Origin of the sequence: Gynurincola endophyticus, assembly GCF_003991195.1 — a bacterium.
Lineage (GTDB): Bacteria > Bacteroidota > Bacteroidia > Chitinophagales > Chitinophagaceae > Gynurincola > Gynurincola endophyticus.
The window spans coordinates 344,854-371,483 of record NZ_RCWL01000004.1 but is presented as its reverse complement, the minus strand read 5'-3'; the positions used below and the strand labels follow the sequence as shown (position 1 = coordinate 371,483).

The 26,630-nt window shown below is 38.1% G+C and carries 24 protein-coding genes and 1 tRNA gene; 18 read left to right on the top strand and 7 right to left on the bottom strand.

Translation table 11 applies throughout. The features are described 5' to 3' along the window. The first annotated feature begins 52 nt into the window (after positions 1 to 52). A complete protein-coding gene (locus D9O48_RS10485; protein WP_126972920.1) occupies positions 53 to 367 on the top strand; it encodes a GNAT family N-acetyltransferase in 315 nt (104 codons plus the stop codon). 75 nt (positions 368 to 442) lie between these two features. Here D9O48_RS10485 and D9O48_RS10480 read toward each other — a convergent pair whose 3' ends face one another. Together D9O48_RS10480 and xyl3A are read right to left on the bottom strand one after the other, a co-directional pair. Continuing rightward, positions 443 to 1,468, bottom strand: coding sequence for an NAD(P)-dependent alcohol dehydrogenase (locus D9O48_RS10480; protein WP_126972919.1), 1,026 nt, complete (start codon positions 1,466 to 1,468; stop codon positions 443 to 445). Positions 1,469 to 1,848: 380 nt separating this feature from the next. Further along, positions 1,849 to 4,467 carry a xylan 1,4-beta-xylosidase gene (xyl3A, locus tag D9O48_RS10475; RefSeq protein ID WP_126972918.1) on the bottom strand — a complete coding sequence of 873 codons (2,619 nt, stop codon included), beginning with the start codon at positions 4,465 to 4,467 and terminating at the stop codon, positions 1,849 to 1,851. A 459-nt stretch (positions 4,468 to 4,926) separates the two neighbouring features. Here xyl3A and D9O48_RS10470 point away from each other — a divergent pair, with 459 nt between their 5' ends. The 16 genes from D9O48_RS10470 (at position 4,927) to D9O48_RS10395 (ending at position 21,890) form a co-directional block, all read left to right on the top strand. Continuing rightward, positions 4,927 to 5,274, top strand: a complete 348-nt coding sequence (locus D9O48_RS10470) for a hypothetical protein (protein WP_126972917.1) — start codon at positions 4,927 to 4,929, stop codon at positions 5,272 to 5,274. A 264-nt stretch (positions 5,275 to 5,538) separates the two neighbouring features. Further along, positions 5,539 to 9,237: a DUF5977 domain-containing protein gene (locus D9O48_RS10465; RefSeq protein WP_126972916.1), complete on the top strand. Its 3,699-nt coding sequence runs from the start codon at positions 5,539 to 5,541 to the stop codon at positions 9,235 to 9,237. 53 nt (positions 9,238 to 9,290) lie between these two features. Then, the gene (locus tag D9O48_RS10460; protein ID WP_126972915.1) at positions 9,291 to 13,727 is read left to right on the top strand and encodes a DUF6443 domain-containing protein; all 4,437 of its coding nucleotides are present in this window, start codon (positions 9,291 to 9,293) and stop codon (positions 13,725 to 13,727) included. A gap of 5 nt (positions 13,728 to 13,732) precedes the next feature. After that, positions 13,733 to 14,017 carry a hypothetical protein gene (locus D9O48_RS10455; RefSeq protein WP_126972914.1) on the top strand — a complete coding sequence of 95 codons (285 nt, stop codon included), beginning with the start codon at positions 13,733 to 13,735 and terminating at the stop codon, positions 14,015 to 14,017. 11 nt (positions 14,018 to 14,028) lie between these two features. After that, positions 14,029 to 14,319, top strand: a complete 291-nt coding sequence (locus D9O48_RS10450; protein ID WP_126972913.1) for a hypothetical protein — start codon at positions 14,029 to 14,031, stop codon at positions 14,317 to 14,319. Positions 14,320 to 14,573: 254 nt separating this feature from the next. Then, positions 14,574 to 15,533, top strand: a complete 960-nt coding sequence (locus D9O48_RS10445) for an RHS repeat domain-containing protein (RefSeq protein WP_126972912.1) — start codon at positions 14,574 to 14,576, stop codon at positions 15,531 to 15,533. 11 nt (positions 15,534 to 15,544) lie between these two features. After that, entirely contained in the window at positions 15,545 to 16,003 is a 459-nt protein-coding gene (locus tag D9O48_RS10440; RefSeq protein ID WP_126972911.1) for a hypothetical protein, read from the top strand. A gap of 360 nt (positions 16,004 to 16,363) precedes the next feature. Further along, a complete protein-coding gene (locus tag D9O48_RS10435; RefSeq protein ID WP_199750551.1) occupies positions 16,364 to 17,323 on the top strand; it encodes an RHS repeat domain-containing protein in 960 nt (319 codons plus the stop codon). 9 nt (positions 17,324 to 17,332) lie between these two features. Further along, the gene (locus tag D9O48_RS10430; protein WP_126972910.1) at positions 17,333 to 17,959 is read left to right on the top strand and encodes a hypothetical protein; all 627 of its coding nucleotides are present in this window, start codon (positions 17,333 to 17,335) and stop codon (positions 17,957 to 17,959) included. A gap of 496 nt (positions 17,960 to 18,455) precedes the next feature. Beyond that, positions 18,456 to 18,884, top strand: coding sequence for a hypothetical protein (locus D9O48_RS10425; RefSeq protein WP_126972909.1), 429 nt, complete (start codon positions 18,456 to 18,458; stop codon positions 18,882 to 18,884). A 57-nt stretch (positions 18,885 to 18,941) separates the two neighbouring features. Beyond that, positions 18,942 to 19,391: an RHS repeat domain-containing protein gene (locus D9O48_RS10420; protein WP_126972938.1), complete on the top strand. Its 450-nt coding sequence runs from the start codon at positions 18,942 to 18,944 to the stop codon at positions 19,389 to 19,391. Further along, positions 19,363 to 19,746, top strand: a complete 384-nt coding sequence (locus D9O48_RS10415; RefSeq protein WP_158624864.1) for a DUF4329 domain-containing protein — start codon at positions 19,363 to 19,365, stop codon at positions 19,744 to 19,746. Before D9O48_RS10420 ends, D9O48_RS10415 begins: the two co-directional genes overlap by 29 nt. After that, positions 19,743 to 20,402 carry a hypothetical protein gene (locus D9O48_RS10410; protein WP_126972907.1) on the top strand — a complete coding sequence of 220 codons (660 nt, stop codon included), beginning with the start codon at positions 19,743 to 19,745 and terminating at the stop codon, positions 20,400 to 20,402. The genes D9O48_RS10415 and D9O48_RS10410 overlap by 4 nt, the downstream gene beginning before the upstream one ends. 62 nt (positions 20,403 to 20,464) lie before the next feature. Continuing rightward, complete coding sequence (locus D9O48_RS10405) at positions 20,465 to 20,845, top strand: RHS repeat domain-containing protein (protein ID WP_126972906.1); 381 nt, start codon at positions 20,465 to 20,467, stop codon at positions 20,843 to 20,845. 44 nt (positions 20,846 to 20,889) lie between these two features. Continuing rightward, positions 20,890 to 21,423: a hypothetical protein gene (locus D9O48_RS10400; RefSeq protein WP_126972905.1), complete on the top strand. Its 534-nt coding sequence runs from the start codon at positions 20,890 to 20,892 to the stop codon at positions 21,421 to 21,423. Between the two features lie 5 nt (positions 21,424 to 21,428). Continuing rightward, the gene (locus D9O48_RS10395) at positions 21,429 to 21,890 is read left to right on the top strand and encodes a hypothetical protein (protein ID WP_126972904.1); all 462 of its coding nucleotides are present in this window, start codon (positions 21,429 to 21,431) and stop codon (positions 21,888 to 21,890) included. Between the two features lie 298 nt (positions 21,891 to 22,188). Here D9O48_RS10395 and D9O48_RS10390 read toward each other — a convergent pair whose 3' ends face one another. The 4 genes from D9O48_RS10390 to D9O48_RS10375 form a co-directional block, all read right to left on the bottom strand. Then, complete coding sequence (locus D9O48_RS10390; protein ID WP_126972903.1) at positions 22,189 to 23,397, bottom strand: retroviral-like aspartic protease family protein; 1,209 nt, start codon at positions 23,395 to 23,397, stop codon at positions 22,189 to 22,191. A 157-nt stretch (positions 23,398 to 23,554) separates the two neighbouring features. Further along, a complete protein-coding gene (gene gloA2 / locus D9O48_RS10385) occupies positions 23,555 to 23,947 on the bottom strand; it encodes an SMU1112c/YaeR family gloxylase I-like metalloprotein (RefSeq protein ID WP_126972902.1) in 393 nt (130 codons plus the stop codon). Next, the gene (locus tag D9O48_RS10380; protein WP_126972901.1) at positions 23,944 to 24,186 is read right to left on the bottom strand and encodes a hypothetical protein; all 243 of its coding nucleotides are present in this window, start codon (positions 24,184 to 24,186) and stop codon (positions 23,944 to 23,946) included. The genes gloA2 and D9O48_RS10380 overlap by 4 nt, the downstream gene beginning before the upstream one ends. Next, the gene (locus D9O48_RS10375) at positions 24,176 to 24,787 is read right to left on the bottom strand and encodes a hypothetical protein (RefSeq protein ID WP_126972900.1); all 612 of its coding nucleotides are present in this window, start codon (positions 24,785 to 24,787) and stop codon (positions 24,176 to 24,178) included. Before D9O48_RS10375 ends, D9O48_RS10380 begins: the two co-directional genes overlap by 11 nt. A 549-nt stretch (positions 24,788 to 25,336) precedes the next feature. Here D9O48_RS10375 and D9O48_RS10370 point away from each other — a divergent pair. Beyond that, positions 25,337 to 25,420, top strand: a tRNA-Leu gene (locus tag D9O48_RS10370). Between the two features lie 218 nt (positions 25,421 to 25,638). Here the strand turns inward: D9O48_RS10370 and D9O48_RS10365 are convergent. Continuing rightward, positions 25,639 to 26,607 (bottom strand): winged helix-turn-helix domain-containing protein, encoded by a 969-nt coding sequence (locus D9O48_RS10365; protein WP_126972899.1) that lies wholly within the window; start codon positions 26,605 to 26,607, stop codon positions 25,639 to 25,641. Between the last annotated feature and the right edge of the window lie 23 nt (positions 26,608 to 26,630).

Genomic DNA, 26,630 nt, shown 5'->3' with positions numbered 1-26,630 from the left:
CGCAGTTTAAAAAACTGGTAATTAATTGTTTTAAGTCTTTAAAAAATTAATAATGAAAGAAGAATATTTACATATACCGCTAAACAGAAATGTTGAAGACGAAAGATTTGAATTAACTGTTGAAGGATATACTGCTTTTATTGAATATGATGAAAAGGAGCAGGGTTTGAGATTGTTACATACTGAAAGTCCTGAAGAATTGGCCGGCCGGGGCGTAGCCACCGCATTGGTAGAAAAAACACTTGTGTATCTGGAAGGGAATAATTACAAAATTGTTCCGCTGTGTCAGATGGTTTTTGCCTATATCAAAAAACACCCTGAATGGAAAAGAATCGTTGCAGATGATTTTTTACCTCGCTTTCATTAGGATATAAATATTTTATTTCAATAGTATTAAAAAGGTAAGCAGCTGCTTACCTTTTTATATATCTGTTAGAATATTTTATGGAACAAGCACTGCACGGCCTTTGATTTTTCCTTGTCTTAACTTGTCGTAAACTTCCAGTGCCTGATCTAATTTAAATTTTTCGATTTCAATATGGATTTTCTTTTGCCGTGCTAAACCGACCACTTCCATCAGTTCGGTACGTGAGCCCCAATATGGATTGCTCATATTGACACCAAATGGGAGTCCCATCATGTTGTACTGAAAAAGGCCGCCGCCAAGTCCAATGATGGTCAAATCACCGTCTAGTCCGACTATTTTTGTTCCTAACTCAATCGTTGGTGAAGCACCTACAAAATCAAGTACCACTTTGGCTTTTTTAATTCCTGTAATTTTATTGATTTGCGTTGCTGCGTCAGCATCTTTTGAATTTACTACGTGTGCCGCACCCAGGCTTTTTGCAAACGCTAACCGGTCGGCAGTAATATCGCAGGCAATGATGGTCGCACCTGACATTTCTCTTAAAATCTGTAGAGCTACGTGTCCCAGTCCGCCAATTCCGATGACCACAACGTATTCATCCGGCATAAGTTTGTTTAAAGAGCGTTTAATGGCTGCATAAGGCGTTAAAGCGGCATCGGTAAGCGGTGCGGCAATCACCGGATCAAGGTCAAAAATCGGCACCAGTAAGCGCGACGAAGGTACCAGCATGTATTCAGCCATGCCACCGTTTAAGCCTAATCCTCCGCCAAATGCCTGTTCTGATTGATGATCACAATAATTTTCTTTTGATTGCTGACAGGGTTTACAATGCCCGCATCCCCAGGGGCCATACACCAGAACGGCTTCGCCTTTTTTGTAGTCTTTAACAGCGGGGCCAACTGCCTCCACCCAACCGGCGTTTTCGTGCCCCAGAGTAAAAACAGCACCGGATACCACACCGTCATCAATGACGTGTAAATCTGAGTGACAAACACCGGCACCGCCGATTTTCAACAAAACTTCATCGCCCTGTGGTTGTGGAATTTCCAGATCATTGACTACTCTGACATCCTTATGTCCGAAAAAACGTACTGCTTTCATAATATTAGGTATTAAGTGATGGTGGTGTTATGCGGATAGGGTGGTTTCGATGGAAGGGATTATAAATTTATCATTTTTGTCTGAATCGAAATGTTAATGTGTTGTTGAGAGGCTAGCGGTGGTTATCATCCGTAATGGTTGTTGTGGATTAAGCCGATTCCGGTTAGCAGCACACCGGTTACCCAAAGGGAAATGCCTGCTAATGAGTAATACCGACAGATTTGGAAAATTCAATAATTTTTCGTATCTTATTAGAAGGGGCTGTAGTATTTTTTTATTAAGCATCGGACATCGTCCGGCACCAACTATTGGTGCCACACCAGACAAAGTTTGGCGCCAACTATTGAAATATTAGCGCCGCAGTGTCCGGTGTAATGCAATTAAAGAATTCTCATCTTAATTTTTTTCAGATCTTTATTGTCAGAACTGCCTCCCACATAAATATTGTAATTACCTGAATTCGTAGTCATTTCCTGCTGAAATTCGTCCCAATACTCCAACTCTCTGGCGGTTAGTTTGAAAGTAACCTGTACAGTTTGTCCGGCAGCAACCGATACTCTTTGTACACCTCGTAATGCTTTTACCGGACCATCTTTATCATTTTCGCTATGCACATACAGTTGTACAATTTCATCGCCGTTTCTTTTACCGGTATTGGTAACAGGTATGGTGAGTATTACTGAATCCTGTGCTTTCATGCCGGTTTTGCTCAATATGGGATTACCGTATTTAAACGTTGTGTAGCTCAATCCGAAACCGAATGGAAACAGTGGGGTAGCAGTAAGGTATCTGTAGGTACGCCCTTTCATATCGTAATTCTCAAAATCAGGTAACTGAGTGGTGTCTTTATAAAAAGTAACCGGTAGTCTTCCTGAAGGATTATAATCTCCGAATAGTACCTCTGCAACTGCTTGTCCGCCTGCCTGGCCCGGATACCAGGCCTGTAAGATGGCTTCACAGTTTTTGACTTCTTCGGTTAAGCCGATTGGTGAGCCTGAGCAGTTAACCATGATTACTTTTTTGCCTGCTTTTTTCAGTGCTGCGATGAAGTTCCGCTGGGTAGCGGGTAGTTCGATATCGGTACGGTCGCCGCCTCTGAAGCCCGGTAGATTAACACCCATTTCTTCTCCTTCCAGTTGTGGTGAAATGCCTCCCACAAAAATGATGACATTGGCGTCAGCTACTTTTGCTAATGACTTTTGAATATCAATAGCTTCTTTAAAACCGATGTCAAAATTCAGCTGCGCATCGCCCATGTTATGTGCAAAATCTATTTGTAAGTCGTAATTTTTTCCTTTTTCTACATTCATCGAATGAGTGAACTTTCTGCTTCCATGTCCGGTTTTGATATTCTTTACTTCTTTTCCGTTAACGAGCAGGCTGACAATGCCGTTGACATAAAAGTCAAAAACGACAGTTCCTGATTTATTCGGTTTAAATGTACTGTTGTATTGCGACGAGAATCCGGTAAGGTTTACATTCGGTGCAAAAACAGTAGCGCCAGAGGTACAGAAAGTAAAAGCATTGGTGAGTTGTTGGGTGGCTGCAACGGTACCGCTTTTGTTTTTAGTATTCCAGTATTTTGCTGTAAAGCCTTGCTCTTGATCAGAGAAACATTGATTCAATGCACTTTGCAGAATCATGTTTTCTACGAGGCCGCTCCCTTGTTCGTATATGAGTGGGTAGTTATCACCTAAAGCGTTGCGGATTCCTTCTAAAATTGTAATGGTATTGGGTGGAGTACCGGTGTAGTTGCCCCATTGCATTACTGAGTCGTCGGCGTTCGGGCCCATTACGGCTATTTTCATACCGGTGCGCTGTAATGGCAGGATATTGTTTTTGTTTTGCAGCAGTGTCATTGATTTGCGTGCCATTTCAAGGGCTATCTCATGATGTGCCTGTGAAGCGATGGTTTCAGCGCTGATAGAAGCCCACGGGCTCATCGATGGTGGATCCATTTCTCCTAATCTGAAACGTGCGAGTAAAAGTCTTCTTACAGAAACATCCAGTGCTTCTTCTTTGATATGTCCTTTATTAACAGCGTCCACCAGTGCTTTATAGCTGGTACCGCAATCAAGGTCAGTTCCACTTAAAACAGCTGCAGCTGAGGCGGTAGCGGCATCGGCATGTGTCATATGGGTATTTTCTTTGTAAAAGTCTGCGATGGCGCCGCAATCAGCTACGACGACGCCTTTAAAGCCCCATTTTTCTCTGAGTATATTAATTAATAGTTGATCGCTTCCGCAGCACGGATCACCTTCAAAACGGTTATAGGCGCACATAACTTCCTGCACATTTCCTTCTTTTACCAGTTTTTCGAAAGCAGGTAAATAGGTTTCATACAAATCGCGGGGTTTGATATTGGCTGCGTTGAAAGAGTGACGGTTCCATTCGGGGCCTGAGTGTACTGCAAAATGTTTGGCACAGGCATGCAGCTTATCATACCCGTTTTGAGATTTACCCTGTAATCCTTTTACTGCTGCTAAACCTAGCATACCGGTGAGGTAAGGGTCTTCACCGTAGGTTTCAATACCGCGTCCCCATCTGGGGTCTCTGAAAATATTAATAGTGGGTGTCCACATAGTGAGGCCTTCGTATCGCCCGTAACTGTTTTTAGCCGAATAAACATTGTATTTGGCACGTGCTTCATCAGACACTGCACTGAAAACTTTTAACACGGCATCCTGATCGAACGATGCTGCCATACCGATCGGTTGAGGAAAAACGGTGGCCAGACCGGCACGGGCAATGCCGTGTAAAGCTTCGTTCCACCAGTTATATTCCTGAATACCTAATCTGCTGATGGGTTTGGAAACATCCTGCATTAAAGTTACTTTCTCTTCAACAGTTAATCGTTTTAATAAATCTTCCACACGGGTTTCGAAATCGAGTGAACTGTTTTGAAAAGGGTATTGCTGACAAAAAGTAAATAAAGGTGCCAGGCATAAAAGTAAGCAATAAGCGAAAAATCGGATGTTCTTAGATGCAAGTGTCGTCATTGTAAAATAAATTTCTATAGCAGCGTTAAAAATAACAAAGATGTATTAGTGAAATACAGGAAGAATCATCTCTGTAAGAGTCAAACAAATTACGTATTTATTTTGAAGGGCAACCGATATAAAGAGAGAAATTACTGATTGAATAATAATTACTTTTTGTTGCATGTGATAGTTACAGAAATAGTATCTTTTGTTGCGTTGTGTTGCATTGGCAATATAACAGAAACTGAATACTCCGGTAATGTTTAAAATGGTGTTGATGATCTCTGAAAGTTTCTGTTATATAAGGTATTTTAAATTTTTCTTTGTGTAAGAAGTAATTTATTATAATCTTTATTATTTGAAGAATGAATGAGATTTTAAAAATGATCTATTATGTTTTCGTATTAGATATTGTATTGATATGAATGTTGTTTTTTTATGTTTATTACTTTTATATTTGTGTTAAATGGATTTGTTATGAGTAAAATGTTTTTAACCTTTTTTTTATTGATTGTTTCGTTTATTGGATATTCACAGTCAGATAATCCTGCTGTAATATATAGATCAAATCTGGTAACAGATAGAATGAATGATAGCCTGTTTTTAAGTCCGTCTCAAAAAGATAGTATTTGGAGTATGACTGCCAGATTATTAAGAGAGACTGAATTGCTTTTCAGTCAACAGATGAACAGCGATTCTCTGAAGAAGTCCATTCAGTTAGTTGAAAATAAACGGGATGGTTTATATAAGACTGTATTAACTGATGAGCAGTTTTTAAAGTATAAAAAACACAAAGTAAATATCGTGTATGGCGATAATCAATAGTTAGTATAATTTTTTATAGCAAAAAGCCGGTTTTCCGGCTTTTGTTACTTTTATATAGTATAGATTTTACCTTTTCGTGATCTTTCCTGCTGTTAATAAGATATGGGTAGATAAAGTATTTGTTATCATTTGTCAAGTATGTAATTATCTTTTTTAAATCTTACCTGTAAAGAAAGTGTTTTGTATATATTTGCGATGAATAATGTATTTATATGATTTATTTCATATGTGACAAATTTTTCTATCTATTTTCCAAAGTGTATTATGAAGTGTTTTTTGTATTCGTTAATATTTTTGTTGTTTACTGTAGTTTTGTTTCAGCAAAGTTTTTCCCAGTCTTCTCTTTCTGCTGGTATGAGTGGTGCCAAATCTTTCCCAACTCCGGATGTTGCAAAAATTTCTGAACATGGCCTGTATCCGGCGAGTCCTTTTAACGGAACTGTACAAATAGGTATTCCTTTGCATACTGTTTCTTATAAAGAACTGGTCATTCCGATCAGCATTAATTATTCTACCGGTGGAAATCAGGTAGAAGAAAGATCAGGCGTTGTAGGCCTTGGTTGGTCAATTATGACCGGCGGATCGATTTATAGAAAAGTAAACGGTCTTTATGATGAACATGGTAATAACAATCCTGCAGGGGGGCATGCTTTTAATCTTGGCTATTACTATAATGCCGGAGCGTTTACTACTGATTTGAAAGATACTTCAGAAGTAAAAAAATATGTAGCTGATTTGACAAATCAGGTTACAACACCTTATCAGCTTAAAGAATCTTCTCCTGATGAGTTTATATTTAATGTAAATGGAATGTCGGGAGTCTTCTTTTTTTATCAGGAAAATGCATCGGCTCCGGTCAGTATAAAAATAAGAACTAATGGAGATTATACTTTCAAGGCTGAAATTGTTGCTATAGAGAATAACATAACATTTTATGATTATAGAAATATTAATAACAATGTAGCGTATTTTAGGCAAAGCGAAAAAGCCATACGTCAGATAAAATTAACTGATGATAAAGGCGTTCAATATTTATTTGGAGGGGATTCCAGTTCTATTGATTTCAGTAACTCATCATCCGGTATAAATGATGATTATTATAATATACCAACAACGTGGCATCTTACAGAAATGATATCGCCCTATGGGTACAAAATTCAATTAGAATATGAAAAGAAAGGAAGAACAATTACGCACAAAAGGCAACGAATAGGTGATGCCTATCATACGGTGCATGATCTTACAGGAGTCTATTTTAATAATCACTTTTTCAAGTACAACGAATTTAACATAAATACGTATAATGAAATGGTGGTTACTTCGGATACGTATATTCTAAATTTTCCTTCACACATTAAAAGGATAATTGCTCCTAATCAGACGGTGGATTTTAATTTTTCAAGAACCAATGATTTGTTATATGATTTAGGATATGGAGATAACTCTTTTTCTAAATCATTTAATATTATTAATAATTTAATAGAATCAGCAAGTCAGTCTTATTGGCAAAAGTTAAATAGCATTGTTGTTAATGACAGCTTTAAAATTTTTAATTTTTATTACAGAGATACCAGCAATGCCAGGTTGAGACTGGATAGCGTTTCGTTTAAAGGTGAAAAAGCCTCTACTGTTGGTGAAGTTTATAAGTTTAAATATAATAATACGCAACTCCCTCCTTATGCTTCCAGAAAGAAGGATCACTGGGGGTATTATAATGATGTAGAGTATATCTATGATGCCAATTACTTTTCGATGCGTTCACCGGACGCTGAAAAAATGAAAGCTGAAGTTTTGGAAGAGGTTATTTACCCGACCGGTGGTTTTTTAAAACTGGAATATGAACCTCATCAGTATAAAAAAGTAGCCCAACAATATCCTTTTGTGGTTAGGGATACAGCAGATAATCAGATGGCAGGTGGCCTTAGGATTAAAAAAATGACCGCACTGGCAGATATACAAAGTACTCCTGTTGTGAAGGAATACTTTTATACTACTAATTATTTAAATGGAGGTCTGGCTTCTTCTGGTGTATTATCAGGAGTTCCCAGTTATACAAAGTCTGGTAAAGGTAGAAGTGTTTTTAGTTTTGACCGTTCCTGGTTAGACATTTATTTTACTGTTGAGTATTATTTTATGAAAGGGTTCGATAATAACCTGTATCCTTTATTTTCTACGAATGGTTCAAATGTTACTTATAGCGAAGTGGTTGAAAAAGTTGGTGATAGTAGCTATATAAAATACATATACTCGAATCTGGATAATGGTTATATGGATAAAGAACCTTATATGGTTTATGGTAATTATGATGCGCCTTATTATGACCAGGGATTTGTTAGCCTTGAACTCTTTCGGGGCCTCAACCTTAAAACAGAGTATTTTAATTCAGGTAAGCAATTGTTAAGATCTACTGAGTATGATTATTTTATAGATACCAGTTCTATATATAAAGTTCCTTACCTTCATAAAAATTATATTTCTGTCGGATCGCTGGTTATCTTGTCGAGGATCTCTTCTCTGGCTTTTTTTACTAAACCAGCTTTATTGAAGAAAACTACAGAAAAGGAATATATACCTGTGTCGGGTGTTCAGTTAGAATCTAAAGTTGAAAATATTTATCTGTTGCAGAAATATCCTTCGATGAACTACCTGTTAGACAATTATAAACCAGTTGAAGTACTTAGCATGAACGCTGTAGGGGATACGATTAAAACCACCGTGGAGTACCCCTATCACCTGGAAACCACATTTCCCTACTCTCTAATGGTTTCAAGAAATATTGTTTCTCCTGTTATCCGGAGCATTGACTCAAACATAACCGGACGGAAGGAAATTAGCCGTGCAAAAGTCGAATACTATTCTTTTTTCAATGATGCTTTTGTTGCTCCTAAGATTTTTAGTAAATCTAATGGAGGAGATACGCTTTCAGTAGAATTAACTATAGATGCTTACGATTACATGGGAAATATTCTGCAACAAACAGATAGAAGCAGCGTTCCGAATACTTTTTTGTGGGGATATCAGGGAGAATATCCAATAGCTAATATAATGGGTGCTAGTTGGGAAGTTACAAAAAATCATATTGATACTTCTTCATTTTATAAAATGAGCAGGCATCAGATTAATCATCAGATAAGTAATTTAAGAGCTGCTTTTCAGTCAAATCTTTTAGTGAATGCAACTACTTTCGATTTCAAACCTTTGGTCGGTATGATTAAATCTACTGATAGCCGGGGATTGAATACTTTTTATGAATATGATGATTTGCATAGATTAGCCCGTATTAAAGATAATGATGGAAATATTATTAAAAAGTATTATTATAATTTGGCTAGTCAACCGGATGAGAATTTAGCCAATAGTATTGTTTTTTATAATGCCTATCAGGAACAGTCTTTCAGGAAAAACAATTGTACTTCAGGCGGTATTGGTGATGATAAAGTGTATAAAGTACCTTATGGTATGTTTTCGTCTCTTGTGAGCCAGCACCAGGCAGACTCTCTGGCAATGAAATACCTTACTGATATGAACGGGCAAAATGATATCAATACTGTAGGTGGATGTACATGGTATAATATTGAGGAGGTTAGAACTTACTACAAGCAATGTGGCCTGAACTCGGATTCCGGAAGTGCTGTTATTTATACTGTACCAGCTAATAAATACAGTTCAAGGGTAAGCTATACTGCTGCAAGAAATCTGGCAATTGCTGAAATAAATGCCAATGGGCAGGCTTACGCAAATGCTAATGGTATTTGTATTTATAATTGTTCTGTAAATAGTTGTGATGAGGGCTTGATGAAGCGATGTGTAAATGGCAGTTGTGAAACAGGTATTCAAACAATGATTAATTGTGAGTATGATTTTATGATGGGGAGATATGTTGTTTGGTATGTGTACATGTTTAGCGATTTGCATCCTTCCCGAGCTTGGTTTGAGTACTCTGATGAACCTTGTGATTGGTAATTCTTTTTGTAAACTGACTACGTTTTATCCTAAACTCTTACAACCTTATTATAATGTTATTGAAGAAAAGTTTATTATCTTCTTTATTCCTATTCATGTTCAGTTCACCGTTATGGTCACAGGCACCACGCCCGCAACCTGCCGTGTATACAGATAGTGCAAAGAACTATGTGCGCAGCTGGACGGCCGTAAAACCCACAACGGATGCGGGCCAGTTTACAGTCACCACTCCTGTGACTACCGCTCAGATGCAAACGGTGTATTATGACGGCCTGGGCCGCCCGATTCAAACGGTGCTCAAACAAGGTTCACTGATCACCGACTCGCTGAACCCGACCAGTGCTGCCGGAGCGGTAGACCTGATCAGTATGCAAGTGTATGATGCATATGGCCGTGAGTCGTATCAGTACTTGCCGACGCCTGCAATGGCTACGGCTAACAATGCGCATGTGAACAACGGTTTTTTCAAAAGAGACCCTTTTGTACAACAACACAACTTTTATTCGAACAGTGATCCTCACCAGAACCCGATTGCGGGCCAGGGAGAAACTTATTATTATAACCATACAAAATATGAAGCCTCTCCGTTGAATCGTGTGCTGGAAAGTTTTGCGCCGGGTAATAACTGGGTAGGCACGAGCCACCTGACGGAGAAAAACAGCCGCCGTTCTGTAAAAGCTGATCAGTGGTTTAATACAGCTATTGATAGTGTACGCATCTGGCGGGTAACGGATGTGGCCAATAACTGGGGCACCTATCAATCACCGGGCGTTTATCAACCGGGACAATTATACAAAACGATTACCACCAATGAAAATGGCCATCAGGTGATTGAATTTAAAGACAAGCAGGGTTTATTAATTCTAAAAAAAGTACAAATTCTGGCCGTTGCTGATACAGGAATGGGAAATGGACATACCGGCTGGGCAAATACCTACTATATCTATGATGATTTAAACCGGCTGCGTTGTGTGGTACAACCGGTAGGGGTGAATCAGATTCGCTCTAATTTTATTTTGACCAATAGTGTGCTTTTAAATGAACAATGTTTCCGCTATGAGTATGACGGTCGTGGTCAGCTGATCCGTAAAAAAGTGCCGGGTAAAGGTGAGGAGTATCTGGTGTATGACAACCGCGACCGGGTAGTAATGACGCAGGACGCTAAGATGCGTGAGGAGAATGCGAACCGCTGGCTGGTGACGCTCTATGATGCGATCAACCGTCCGGTAGAAACGGGTATCTATACCAGTGGATCATCCATTAGTTTTGAACAACACCAGATCAATGCAAGAGCCACCACCGGTGCTTATCCTTTTGCGGTTGCGCCGGGCAGTGGGTGGGAATCGCTGAGTAAAACAGGTTATGACGGCTATGCCGGTATGCCTGTAGTAGCAGGTATGGATAGTACTTATCAGAGTAGCTGGAACAGCTATCTGCAACCAGCCAGTATGAGTGTGTACCCCTATGCCGTAAAGCCGGTAGCAGTATACATGGTAAAGGGATTAACCACCTGGACACAAACCAAAATACTGGGCACAAATCAATGGATGACCAGTGTATTGCTTTATGATGACAAAGGCCGTGTGATTCAAAGCAAAACAAAAAATGAATGGGGCGGGGTGGATGTGCTCACCACTCAATACAGTTGGGCGGGTGCAGTATTGGTAGTGGTGGATAAAAAAGCAAAAGACGGAACGAGTGCCAATGAAATCGTTTCTGTGAATTATCACACCTATGACGAGTTAGGGCGATTGGTACAAACAGAAAAGCAGGTCAAACAGCATGCAGTGGCCGTAGCGGGCAATGATGTTCGTAAAACGACCACTGAATTACGCTACGATGCTTTAGGGCAACTGCGGGTAAAAAGTTATGGAAAAAATCCGCGTAATACGTCCCGTGCACTCGAACAGCAAGTGTATGACTACACGATCCGCGGTTGGTTGCTGGGGGTGAACCGTGCAGAACTGAGTGCTAACAGCGATGGAACGGGCAGTTTCTTTTCGTTTGACCTGGGTTATGACAAAGCCGTCAATAGTACCAACCGTGATTACCAGTGGTTACAGTACAACGGTAACATCGCCGGAATGACGTGGGAGAGTAAAGGAGACGGTTTTAGAAGACGATATGACTTTACCTATGATGCCTCTGGGCGCCTGCTTCGTTCGCAATTTGCCCAGAGTTCGAATAACAATATTGCCTGGGATGCCAATAGTGTGAATTATTCGGTCAATATGGGGGGCAGTACCACTGCAACGCCTAACCAAGCGTATGACCTGAATGGTAATATCCTTCGCAGCACGATGTATGGTTACAAAATAGGGTTGCACGTAAATACACCGATTGATCAGCTGAGCTATACTTATGCGGAACACTCCAACAAACTGTTGAAAGTAACGGATGCGTCCACAACGCCGTTCAATGGGCGGTTAGGTGATTTCAAAGACGGTGAAAATAGCGGCGATGATTATGCCTATGATGTAAACGGCAGCCTGATCAAAGATGGGAACAAAGGCATCGATTCTATTCTTTACAATTACCTGAACCTGCCTGAGCGGGTGGTGATGAAAAATGGTCAGGGTCATATTGTTTATCAGTACAATGCCGGGGGCGTAAAGTTATCCAAAACGGTGGTGGAGTATAATGCCACGATCGACAGTTTACTGACCGATATAACCACTGTGACTTACTATAACAGTGGTACGATATATGAGTCGAAGCAATATAGCCATGCGACCTTAAACGATCGCCTGGGTTATTTAGCGCAATTGCAGTTCATCTCTTTTGAAGAAGGCAGAATCCGCTACACAGCGGCAAAGGGTAGTGATTCGGCACGGCTGTCGTATGATTATTTCTTAAAAGATCATTTAGGGAATATCCGTTCGGTGATCACCGAAGCACAACAAACGGATTACTATGTGGCCGCTACGATGGAAGAGGCGGCGGCTGTGGTGGAAGAAGCATTGTATTATAACCTGCCTGAAACGCGGGCAGATAAACCGGCGGGTTATCCTTCTACAGGGGGAACCAAAGTGGCTAAAGTGGGTGGCGGTACGGCAGAAGCGGTGATCGGTCCGGGTAAGTTATTAAAAGTGATGGCGGGCGATAAAATCCATTTAACGGCCACGAGCTGGTGGCAGAGCAGTGCTACGCCGGTGAATAGTTTAAGCCCTTTAACGCCGTTGCTCGATTTATTACTGGCAGCTATTCCGGGAGGCAGCAGTGGCAAGGTGGGAGTGGGTGATTTAACGGAAGGGATGTTAACGACTCCGATTATTAGCTTTCTGAATGGCCGCAATGCCAATACGCCTGCAAAACCGAAAGCGTATGTGAACTGGATATTGTTCAATGATCATATGCAGTATGTACCGGAAGGCAGTGGCGCGGTGGTGGTGGGCAATAGCGGTGTATTAACGACGCATGTGCGCAATAATATCGAAGTACCTAAAAATGGTTATATTTACGTATATGTGAGTAATGTATCGGAGAATATACCGGTGTATTTTGACAACCTGCAGGTAACCCATGAACGAGGGGCTTTGTTAGAAGAAACACATTATTATCCGTTTGGATTGGTGATGCAGGGCGTCAGTAGCAAGGCCTTAAAGTTCGGCGATCCGGTTAATAAGTTTAAATACAATGGAGGTTCAGAATTAGAAAATGAAGAATTTCTGGAACTTCGTGGTTTAGAGTGGTACACTACCGAACACAGGAAATATGACCCTCAATTGGGCAGATGGCACCAGATAGACCCCAAGCCGGAGAAATCCTTCAGCTTGTATGGTGGCATGCTGAATAACCCGATTCTTTACAATGATCCATTAGGAGACTCTATTCCTTGGGGAAGAGTATGGGGGGGAGTTCGTTTGGTAGGAGGAGCAAGTGTAGCGATATTCTCCTTGGGAAGCGCTTATGTTTCAGGAGGTACTGTTTCGCCTTTAGCAGCTGTAGGTTTTGGTTACGGAGTAGACCAAATGCGTGTAGGGTTTAATGAAATGGTTTATGGTAGTAAGGAGAAGACAATAGTAGAAACCGGTGTTTCCAGTGTGTTGCAGGCCGTAGGTGTCAGTGAAAACGTAGCGGACAAAGTAGGAGCAGTTGCGGATGTAGCTACCGGATTAGTACTAACCAGCGGGGTCGATTTGATGAAAGTCGGTGGATTAGGAAAAACCGCAGCACCCTTAGCTTCAACTTCTGAAGTTGCCGCTAAGAGGGGAACGGAAGCATTAGTTGCTACAGGAACTCAATGGAGTAAGCACTCTTTACAAAGATTAGCCGAACGAGGGGTTACTCAAAAAATGGCAGAAACAGCGATAAGTAAGGGACAGAAATTCTATGACCCGCTTAATAAATCAATAAATTATGTTTTGCCTAATGGTTTTGCAAGTGGAAAAAGTTTATTAGTTGGAACAAATCCTTTGACAGGTCAAGTAACAACGGTGCTTAGGAGTAGCAAAAATTTAATCAATAAAAGGTTCATACCAATAAAATAAATCCTATGAAATCTACAATTGAAATAATAGAAAGCCTCCATAAAATTATTTTAGAAAGAGAGCCTATTAGAATGGAACTTATCAAATCTTTCCAAAATAAAGTTTGGGAAGATGAAAGTATTAAAGATGAAACTCTAAATGAAATCTTATCAGGACTTGCCTACGATTTGGATTTTTATGAACCGAACGAGGATTGGAGAAATGAAGACCCAAGTTATTATGGAGATGATCGTTTGGAAAAAGAAATAAGAATAGCCATTCAAAAATTGCAAGCATTAAATCCCGAATAGAAACCTTAAAAATGAATTTACTTCTAAAAATATTATTTTTTGTACTTACAATATTTCAAACAAATATTTGTGAGGCAAAAGTAGTTGTTTTTGCAGGTGTAATTTTAGAAACAATATTTTCGAATACTTTAAATTCGGGAAAAAGTAATCTTGAATTAAAAAGAGTATTTTCAAGAAACGACTTAGCTAATACTTGTAAAAATGATAGCGGTTTAGTAGATTATAGAAACAGGGGTATAAGTACTGCACGAGTTGCCGCTAAGACGGGAACTCCCCCTCTCGCACCGGATTGTATCCGGTGAGCATAGAATAGTACTTTTTAAGTGAAAAGAATATCTGATTGTTAATGACGACAGGCTTGAAAGCCTGTCGTTATTTTTTTTTCGAGAGGATAAATTGTATAGTTGATATAGTATGACCGATTTTGATTTTTCAATATTTTTTTTGTATCTTATTAGACTGGGCTAACCCCACCGAAAGAACCGCAGTACAATCAATATCAAAATAAAAAACTTATATTAGTTGCTAAAGGCATTTCTATTTTTGGGGGTTGGTGATGCAGGGCATCAGTAGCAAGGCCTTAGGATTTGGAGATCCTGGAAACAAGTTCAAGTATAACGGCAAAGAAGAACAGCGTAAAGAGTTCAGCAATGGCAGCGGATTAGAGTGTTTAGATTATGGTGCCCGAATGTATGATGCGCAGATTGGGAGATGGGGCGTGGTAGATCCGTTAGCAGATCAGATGCGCAGGCATAGCCCGTACAATTATGCCTTTGATAATCCGATTAGGTTTATTGATTCGGATGGGATGGCGTCTGTTGATGATTACTATAGTAGGAAAAATGGAAAATATTTGGGTTCAGATGGAGCTACTTCTACTAACTTACGATTAATTGATGATGATAAATTTAACGAGCTAAGGTCAGGACATGGGGGCACTGTTAGCGAGACTGCAACAAGTGAATTACAATCCTCCAGTACTCTTATTACTATTGATGATGAAACTATTCAGTCAAATATGCAAGAGGTTAGGGATAAGTCAAGAGGAGGGAAAGAACATCAAATGTATATAATATTAGACCTGAAAGCAGCTAAAATAACATCTTTTATGGGTAATTCCGGTAGTAATAGTAAAACAGAATTTGAGTATTACCCTGCTCCTGGGTTAGGTACCAATATGCCTGTAGATCAGGCTGGAAACAAAATGACATTTAATGTTATTTTAGGAGGTGTGCATGGGCATCCTGATTCAGAAGAAGCAGGAATTGTGACTCTACCAACAATGTCTAAAGATTATGATCTACCTACTGCAGTTAATCGTCAGGTTCCCATTTATGGTATAGATGCAATGAAACATACTGGAAAAGCCGGCACTTCAGGTAGTATACATCGGGCCAACCCTGATGGAACAATAAACAATAATATAGGAAAGACAAAAGGGAAAGGTATTGATACATTTAATATAGGGAGAAATGCTCTGGAAATATGGGGAAGAAGCGGTAAGCCGAAAATTTAAAACAATTTATTATGTATAAAATTTTAATTACAGTATTTCTTTTTCTATATACTGATATAGCTAATGCTCAGAAAGGAAAGTTCATTAAATATTACTTTCCTGATAGTATCGAGATTTTGATAAATACACATTTATCTAGTAAGAACCAACGAAGTGATATTAAAAATATCTGTTTAAAACTAGATAGTGAGGATGATTTATACAGATTAATAATAATTGAAAACATAGATGTAAAATCTTCTACATTTTATTGGAAAAAAAGGACTAATAGATTTGCTGTTATTAATAGTAATTTAATTCCTCTCATCTTTGATTTGGATGAAAAATTTAGTGCGCCTTTTCCACAAACATTCGGAAATTATGGGAAAAGGGAAGGTGAGATTAGAAAAGTCTCAATAATTTATCATGGTCCAATTATTTACTTTAATAGTTATGGAGAAATAATAAAGGTTGCAGGTTTCTTAAATTGACTAACCCTCCTCGCTTGCGTTGGACTCGGGCTGCGTCCGGTGTATAATGTAAAAGCACTTTTATTTGGAGAAGTTTTCAGATAATATAATTTACTTTACAACGATAGGATTTATCCCCCCCTCCCCCCTCGCGCCGGATTGTATCCGGTGTGCATAGAATAATACTTTTCAAGTAAAAAATATCTGATCATTGAATAGCGACAGGCCATAAAGTCTGTCGTTGTTTTTTATACGATAGTGTAAGTGTTATAGTTTGACTGATGTTGAACTTCCATTATTTTTTTGTATTTTAGTAGAATGGGCTAAGCCCACCGGAAAAACCGCAGTGCAATCAATGTCAAAGTAGAAAACTTATATTAATTGCTAAAGGCATTACTATCCATTGGTTTAGTGATGAGGGGGATCAGTAGCAAGACCTTAGGATTTGGAGATCCTGGAAACAAGTTCAAGTATAATGGTAAAGAAGAACAACGTAAAGCGTTCAGCAATGGCAGCGGATTAGAGTGGTTAGATGATGGTGCCAGAATGTATGATGCACAAATTGGCAGATGGGGTGTGGTAGATCCGCTGGCAGATCAGATGCTCAGGCACAGCCCGTACAATTATGCGTTTGATCATCCGATTAGGTTTATAGACCCGGATGGGATGAGTCCTTTAGATTGGATAAAAAATAAAAGTACTGGTAAATATGAATGGAATAAAAGTGTTACATCCGTATCAAATACACCTGAAGGTTACTCTTATATAGGTAAAGAAGATAATTCAATATTAAAAGATTTAGGTTGGAATATAAATTCTAGATCTCAATCTACGACTACAATTGGATATATTGCTTCTGATGTTGAACCTGGTAGATATGTTGTCAATAATATGGTGAAAGTAAATGTAGAAACTACTGTTATGGTTGGAGCCTCAGTCTCTTTAGTTAGGGGGGCGGATGGAAGTTTTGTAAAAGAATTTGAAGGAGTTGTTATTGATCTAATTAATGTGAATAGATATACTGGTAGTGATGAGATTACGACAGTAGGAGATGCATTCCTTTCTTTTAATGGAAAAGATTATTCTACTAATCTTCAAAAAAATAAACCTGGTGAATCACAGATTAGAGGAGCTAATTCAAGTATTAGTAAAGAGAGTATTTTTCTGCCCGCTTCGGAGTTGTCTAGTGGTAAAGACTTCCCTAGTATTAAAAGTAGTGGTTCGTGGTGGCATACAAAAAGTAATGGTACTGGAATTACTCCATTAGTTTTAACTCATTTATTACCTGTTGCGAAGAAATATGAAAATAGGTTCCCTACTGTCTTTGCCGGAAACAAATAATAAAAAATAATGTTGAAAAAAAGAATAAACCAATTAGTTGCATTACTAGGATTATGTTTTATAATTGGTAATGGTTGTGGAGATCAATCAATAAATAGTACAGTCTGTCATGAAAGACTTAAGAGTTCCTCAATATATTTAAGTGAATATTATGCCAATAAAGTAAAAGATAATTTGATAAAGGGGTTAGTAGATGTAGAAATTGCTATCAAATGTTATGAGACAAAAGCTGCAGCAATTGAATATAAAATTATGATAATAGCCTTATTGGAAGATTATAAAAAAGGTTATGAGTTTCTAGACTCATTGAATACGGAGGATTTTTCCTACAGCTATAAAAGAGATATGGGAAAGTTTTACTTTCTTGCTAAAGAATATGAAAGAGAAAGTGATTTAGTGAATCGTAATCAAATGCTAGAAAAAGCAATAACAACGATTGATATATATATACAAAATGAAGCTAAGGAACATTTTGATGAAAAAGTATATTATGATTTATTTTTTTTAAAGAGAGAAATATTAAATAAAGATAGTATTCTTTTTGAACTAGACTCACTGATCGTAAGATTTCCAGAAGATAAAGAATTTATTAATATCTTGAAAGAGACGTTTACGATACCTCACAATTTTAATTAATTATGTATATTCATCCCTCGCGCCGGATTGTATCCGGTGAGCATAAAATAATACTTTTTAGTTGAAAAATATCTGATCATTGAATAACGACACGCTATAAAGTCTGTCGTTGTTTTTTTATACGATAGTGTAAGTGTTATAGTTTGACTGATGTTGAACTTCCATTATTTTTTTGTATTTTATTAGAATGGGCTAAGCCCACCGGAAAAACAGCAGTGCAATCAATATCAAAATAAAAAACTTATATTAGTTGCTAAAGGCATTTCTATCCTTTTTGGTTTGGTGATGCAGGGTATCAGTAGCAAGGCGTGTCTGGAGCCGGAGTATCAGCCCAAACAAATAAAAAAGAACGATGATGAGTTTATTTTTTTAAATTTCGGATAAAGATTTTCTGTCAATTAAGAATAATGTATTTGTTGAATCGAGTATTCCTGAGCTTAAAAAAAAGGGATTTCAAAAGTCCCCTTTTTCAACTTCTTGGTTTGGAAGAAACAATATGAGTGACTATACTTATGAGTTATGTCGAATCTCTAGTGATTCTCATTTGGAGTATATAATAGTTCATATTCCCAAAAAAGACCGTTGGATACAAATATATTTAAACGTTTTTCAATTATCACCAACTCTCACTGATATCAGAAAATTGAATGGAATAGACGGTCTAAATTACCGTTTAATTCCAAATTCTAACACAGAAATGAGACTTAGAGCAGATGAATATAAAGTACCACCTTTGATTCTTATACTATTTTTACCAAAATATAAAATTAGTAGAAGTTTGTGTAGTTATAGCTCTAATGGAAAAGTAAAGAAAATTACAAACTTAATTAAAGGAGATATGGCGAATATAGATTTTTTTATAAAACGTTGGCATGAACTTTATAAACCTGTAATAACAAATTGGGAGGGCGTTCGAATAAAATAGTTTGATATCCCCCCCCTCGCGCCGGACTGTGTCGGGTGTATGATGTAAAAGTGTTTGATGCAGGGCATCAGTAGCAAGGCTTTAGGATTTGGAGATCCTGGAAACAAGTTCAGGTATAACGGCAAAGAAGAACAACGTAAAGCGTTCAGCAATGGCAGCGGATTAGAATGGTTAGATTATGGTGCGAGGATGTATGATGCACAAATTGGCAGATGGGGCGTGGTAGATCCGTTGGCAGATCAGATGTGCAGGCACAGCCCGTACAATTATCCCTTTGATAATCCGATTAGGTTTATAGACCTGGATGGGATGACACCGAGTGATCCTGGCGATAAATTTAAAACTATAATTCTGGCGGCACTTGACTTCAGAAAATTGTATAATGATAACTCTATAGTTGAAAAAAGTGAATATGGTGCTACAATTTATAAGGGAAAAGATAAAGATGGGAAAGTTTATTATAGTTATTCAGTTCCTAATGCTGCGGAAGGTATCTGTAAGAGTTAGCGATGCTCCCGAAGGAACAGTTCCCAAGGCTGATATACATACACATGGAAACTCTTGGGGAAAAGGTACTGCACATAGTGATAATAATTTTTCAGGCCAGGACAAAGAGGGAAACCGTAATGCAGGTATTGATGGATATGTTGTTACACCTGATGGGTCATTGAAGAAATATGATCATAAAAGTGGTAAGGAAAGTATCATTTCTACAGATATGCCGAGTGATCCAAAAGACTTTATACGAAAAAATGGTCAAGGACCTTGGCCATACAATAAGAATGAACCTAAAGTTGACCTAAGAAAAGAGAAAGAAAAAAGACCATCAAAACCAATTATTCAATTAAATTTTTTTGAATGAGATTATTCATTGTTATAATTACTTTGATTACCGGATGTCAATACAAAAGCTCAAAAGTAATTGATAGATTTCAAGAAGAAATAACAGATATTAGAAAAGAAAATTATTTTTTGGACAATGCATTCCCCAGTTTATTAACTGAAGAAAATATTAGAAATGATTCATTTTTTACAAATTGGTTTTCTGAAGTTTTATATTCATTTAACGAACCTAATTTGTATAAGTATAAAGGGAGAGGAGAAAGTATACGATTTGTTTGGCTTCCCACATTGCGAAATCCTTTCTTAATAAGATTAAACAACTTCAATGACACCATTACAGTGAGTATTAAGAGAATACCTCCCTATCAAAATGAAAGTCAAAAAATTAATTTTCTTAAAGATACTGTTTACTCTGTAGTGTCAGATACATGGGACGAATATCTGATGCTGCTAAAGGATAATGATTTTTGGTCTGAATCAAAAACTATTGACTATTCTAATCAAACCAAAGACGGTGTTTTCTGGCTTTTAGAATGCCGACTCTCTGATAAATACCACTATATAATTAGAGAAGAGGAAGGCGATTTTTCATCTAAACATGTATCAAATTATGTAAGATTTATCTTAAGTCTGTTAAATGAAGAAAATGCTCTAAATAAGTATTTTTTAAATTAATTCTCATCGTGCCCCGCCGCTCGCGCCGGACAGTGTCCGGTGTATAATGTAAAAGCACTTTGATGCAGGGCATCGGTAGAAAGGCTTTAGGATTTGGAGATCCTGGAAACAAGTTCAATTACAATGGCAAAGAAGAACAACGTAAAGAGTTCAGCAATGACAGTGGTTTAGAATGGTTAGATTATGGTGCCCGAATGTATGATGTACAGATCGGCAGATGGGGAGTGATAGATCCGCTGGCAGATCAGATGCGCAGGCATAGCCCGTACAATTATGCCTTTGATAATCCGATTAGGTTTATTGATTCGGATGGGATGAGTCCTTTCTCTGCCCATACAGACAAAGATGGAAATGTGATAGCTGTAATTGATGATGTGGGGATAATGGTGTATATAGACATGGGGATAATCGTGACGGTAATGCTCCTACTGCATATCAGATAGGAAAAAGGCAAAAAAAACATGGAACATCTGCTAATGGTGAAAAAATGGGAGAAACCTGGACTAGTTTTGGCTTTGCAGATTTTGACCAGTATGAAAGAGGTAACATTGTTGCGGCAAAAGGTGCTAAAATTGATTTTAATTCTGACTGGGCAATGCAGGAAGTTAATAATATTCTAGATCAAGATCCTTCTGCGTTAGAATACGCTTACAATGCAAGAGGAGGCGAAGTTTGGGATATTAAACTTAAAGCCCCTAATAATAATGTTTCTTTTGGATCAAAATTATTCGGTAAACATGCGTCAGCCAGAGATGCAGGAAATTTTGCAGCTGGAGCAGTGGGCGCTAATTCATTTTTGACGGATAATCAACTTGATTATGTTTTTGGAACATATAATCAATCCGGTAATTCTGTTAAGAATAGTGTAATTAAAGTTGTATCAGATTTATTGTTTTCATTTTTTCCAGATACACAAGGAATGGCAGACTATAGGATTAATAACACTATTAAACATGGAGAACATCCTTTATCAATGGATGGTATTAAAGCTGGCCGAAATTATATAAAGAACAAAAAATAGAACTAATGAAAGTAAACTTGTTTTTCATTATTGTTATTATCATGTTTGGTTGCTCTGATAATAAAAAATTGGTTTATTACAATTTTAATAATATCTGGCTGACAAGAATTGATGATGGGGGGAATTCTAAGTTTTTTTATGGTATAGTTTCAGATTTATCTATCGATGAAAATTTTAATGTAGACTATTTTGGGATAAATAATGGAATGCAGGCTTATTTTATTTTTGATTCAGATAGTAGTATTTGTATAATTCCCGTAATGGGTGAATTTAAACAAATAAAAAAAGATGATAAATTTAGGGTGTGTAATTATACTAATCTGGAATTTATTTTGTTAACAGACAGTATCTCGGGTAATTATAAGAATACTTTATTTATTTCAAATATATTGTCACTTGAGAGAACGCATAATGCTAAAAATAAATCTAGTGTTACAATAATTGATAAAGGATTACCAAAAAAATAAGTTATTATATTAAAAAATCCCCCCTCGCGCCGGATTGTATCGGGTGTGCATAGAATAATACTTTTTTAGTTGAAAAATATCTGATATTGAATAACGACAGGCCATCAACCCTGTCGTTTTTTTTGTTAAACGCATTATTGTCCTTTTGAATGGGAAATGCATGATATTATTAACCTCATGGATTTAAGGTTAATTTCCTGTATATTTTGAATAAAAAACTCCGGCTGAAAAACCGGAGATAATTGTTAAAAACAAAAACTAACAATTTATACGAATGAATGCTTATAGAATGCGAATTTTATTTTGAGAATTCTTTCAGGTATGCCGCATAATCAGAATAAGGGGTATTGGTTCTTTTGTTAGGAGACAGATAAATAGCTCCATTCAGATTATCAAGAATCACATTGAATTTACTCAACACCTGGTTACCCAACAAACTGCCTCTTCCTCCAGGCTTTGACGGATCGGCTGCATTGGTAACAATATCATTAATTTTTACACCACCCACTATCGCATCTAAACGGATAATTTTTTTTCCATTGATGAGCTGCAACTCTTCCAGCTCTTTCCAGTATTTCTTCTGTTGTGTGAAGTCTTCACCGATTAACATCGTTCCTTCACGGCCTGTATCGAATAAAAACCAATGGCTATACAATTTTTCTTCGTGTTGAAAGTATACTTCCAGTTTAGGGCGGTGTTGTTCAAACAATACCGGTTGGGTAGCAAATCTTTTAGCCTTCTTAGGTAATCGTTCATGTACTGTCAGCAATTGAAGGTCATAGTCAATTTCGATGACCTTGTCTCTGAATAAACTATTACCGATAATCAGGTCTTCATGCGATTGCATATTACTTACTTCTGTAAAAGGAACTTCCTGCCAGCTAAGTGCTCCGATTGTTAATTGATTACCCGTACTGGTTTTGGAGAGGTTCGTGCCCTGTGTATTGTTTACCAGCGTTTGTGAATTGAAAGTAAGTCCGGATTGGCTAGCAATGGCTTTATTAATACAGGTAGTACCGGCACCTAAATCAAACTGAATCTTAACGGAGCGCTCGTTGTTGAGTTTCCCCTGCAGATAAATGCGTGAACCGATGATCTCAAAAGGAATACTTACAGGATATTCTTGTTCAGTATTCGCTTTAATTGCAGTAGGCTCATCTGCTGCTTTAAATTGAATATGACAGGAATCTTTTTCATTCAGCAGTACAATAAAGTTAAACGATTTACCATATTTACTGTTAAAATTGATCTCACCCTGATCGGTTTTGAGCGTGGTAATTCCTTTTTTACGGGGAATATTTATATAGTAAATGTCAGGATTAGCCGAAGGTTCTAACCGCCAGTTCAATCGAATGTTTTTACCGTCTTTGATCACAACGTTGTCGATTGATGATTTGATAACGGGAACCTTTTTTTGTGCTGCTAAAAAAAAGGGAATGAGTATTAATAAAAATATTAACGGTAATGAATAAGTGGTATGCTTAAATGTGTATTTGTTGTTTTTCATTGCTATACTGAAAGGTGTTTTGTGCCTTCCGGAAGCTAAATTAGCAACAACAAATGTTGTATTTTAATGAATGTGACGAAACAGGGTGGAATGATGTCGAGCTGTACTACAATTGTGACAAGTGAAAAACCGGCGGGGTAATTTTTTATTCATCTATTCATGAAGGGATCTCGTAAAATTCTATCGGCAGATTATCGGGATCACTGAAGAAAGTGAATCTTTTTTGTGTAAACTCATCTGTTCTGACCGGTTCGGGTTCTATATCGTGTTGCCGGAGGTGTTCAATAGCCGCTTCTATATTATCAACCGCAAATGCAATGTGCCGCAGACCGGTAGCTTCAGGACGTGATACCCTGGCCGGGGGATCCGGAAATGAAAACAGTTCTATCAGGTATTGTTCGTTCAGCGACAAATCAAGTTTATAAGAATCTCTCTCAGCTCTGTAAACTTCCTGATCAATCTGAAAACCCAGTACTTCGGTATAGAAGCGTTTGGATACTTCGTAATTACTGCAGATAATAGCTATATGGTGAAGCCCGGTGATTTTCATTTTCGTGATTTAATTTCATGGTTCAGTTGTTTCCAGCGGAATAATACCGGAAACAGCGACAACATACTGGCCGGTAAAATCGCTGCTAAAGTATACTTTTTAGTGGTTACTATGAGGTATAAAAGGACGCAGAATACCAATATTAACACTACTGCAATACCGATCATGGCACTTTTAAGAGTTTTTTGTTGCCTGTGCAGTTCTTCAATGCTGTATTCAGATAAAGGGTTACTTTTCATATTTTAAAGCTTTATTGTTGACGAGTTCAATGGTTCTGATTGCTCCAACCGGAGAAATTTTTATATGCCGGTCGCCTTTTGAAACATAGAAATAATAAATACTGTTAGAACCTACCAGATAAATATCTTCCACATCGCCATTATTGAAATTCATTTTTCTGTCATATTCGAGTTGATTACCGACAATTTTTTGAGAAACTTTTTTCCCTTCACCAAATCCAATACCTACAAAAAAAGTAAACAAGGTAACCGCCAGAAACGGAGTGAACAAATCGCTGAAGTGTGTTTTGATTTCGTTGTCGCTCAGGTTTTGTTTATTGTATAATCCTGAAAAGATCTGTGCCCATTTATGATTGCTCTTTTTTGATAGAAGAGTAAGGAATAAGTAAGAAAAAAGTAGCATAAAAACAACGGCTCCCAGTAACACCGGATGTGCAGCCATATCTGCAATCGGACTGATCAGGATATCCGTAATGGTTGAATAATTGAGAATATTAATACCTAACTGATAATAAAAGATACTTTCTTTAAAAATTCCGAGTATGATCAGGAAGAGGTATCCGAAGGAAATTAGTTTTTGCAGGTTAAGCGACAGTTTCATTGAAAAGGGGCTTGCTTTTTTTCCAAGCGAACTAATATACGATAAAAATGAAAAATTAAGAATGGAGAATTAAGCATTGGGGAAAATGGAAAGTGTAGAATAACCCTTAGTAATTGTGTACGTCCCTGATCCATGTTGACCGTTTCCATTTTTTAACTTTCAACTCTCCATTCATCTGCGTAGCCATTTTCAATTTCCCATTAAAATATTATGATTTACAAGCACCTATACATGCACAACATTTATATTCGTTTAAATGCCTATAAATTAGTATCTTATTATAATAGACCTGTATCTTTCAGTACTGCTGATAATGTATTTATCTACAGCCTGTCTATTCTCCGGCATTTTCTCTAGAATTTACTCATTTGAACAATTTGTTTCCGCTTCGCCAAAAGAGGGCGAAAGCAGTATATTAGCTTTCTTACGGCTGGTAGGGGAGGTTTGTTACCAATTCAGTTCCAATAAAATAGGACCGGAAAAATGAAAAAAAATTTGGCTGAAAAAGAATTGGTTTGTAATATTGCATCCCCTACAATTAGAGAATGAGCCCAGATGGCGGAATTGGTAGACGCGTCAGACTCAAAATCTGGTTCTCGCAAGGGAGTGCAGGTTCGATTCCTGTTCTGGGCACGCTAAAAGCCCCCGAAGTATACTTCGGGGGCTTTTGTTTTAAATATCTTCAATCAATTGATAAAGTTGCATTGAGCGTTCAAATACTTATAAGTATTTGCTGTATTTTCCACTTATCCTGAAAAGAATAAAAGGTATTTGTATGAACGTTTTGAATAGGTATTGTACGATACATTAAACTGAAAAACTATTCAGGGGTATTATTGTATGGAGGTCGATCAGAATGGACGTATGACCAGCTTGTAGCCTTTGCCATGCACATTCAGAATCGTTACCTGTGGGTCAGCCTGCAATTTTTTTCTCAATTTCGAGACGAACATATCCAGGCTCCGGCCAACGATGACGCCTTCATCTTCCCACACTTCTTTCATCAATTGATCACGATCTATTATTTCCTGCTGGGCGTTGGCAAATACATGCAACAATTTGGCTTCTTTCGCTGTAAGCGCAATGATAGCAGAGCCGGCTACCAGTTGCTGACTTTCCCGGAAGAACAGCAGGTGCCCAATAGCAATGCCGGTTGGAGTAACAACTTCCTGCGACAAATCTGGCTGAGAATTTATAGGTGCCGGAATATTCATCTTTATACTGTCAGAGGTATCCGGAGATGGCATATTGCCTGCCCTGACGGCAGTTTTTCTTTTTCTGTACAGGACGCTGAATAATAAACTTATTGAAATAGCTGCGAGGCTACCTGTCAGCAAGCCGCTTGAAAACAGATTGATGCTGCCGGCTTCGGTTGCTGTAAACCTGATCCTGATATTATAACAAGCTTTTTCCTGCTGGCGACCCAGACAGGGTACGAGATCGCGGGTACTGTCTTTATATACCTGGAATCCGAAGATCACTTCGGAAGAGGGGGAGCAATGGATTACTTCTACGACATAACCGGAAGGCAGGTTGTTGGCAGCTATTACCTGACGCACAGTAGCCACCAGAGTATCGGGCACAAAAGCAAAAGGTGCGGCAAACCGGATCAGGTATTCGTTACCCGCCAATTCTTCCACAGGGAAGATACGCGAAGAAGAGTCACCGGCTTTTAACAGCAACTGGTGACCAATCTGCCGCATCACCAGGGTTTCAGTTGCCTGATAGGTGTTGGGCAGGGCCGCCCGGCCACGAATGGCTGTCCAGAATACAAGCACAATAAGCACGGTGCCTATTGCCAGTAAGGTTTTCCTGTTCATACTTAAAATTACATCATTCCATG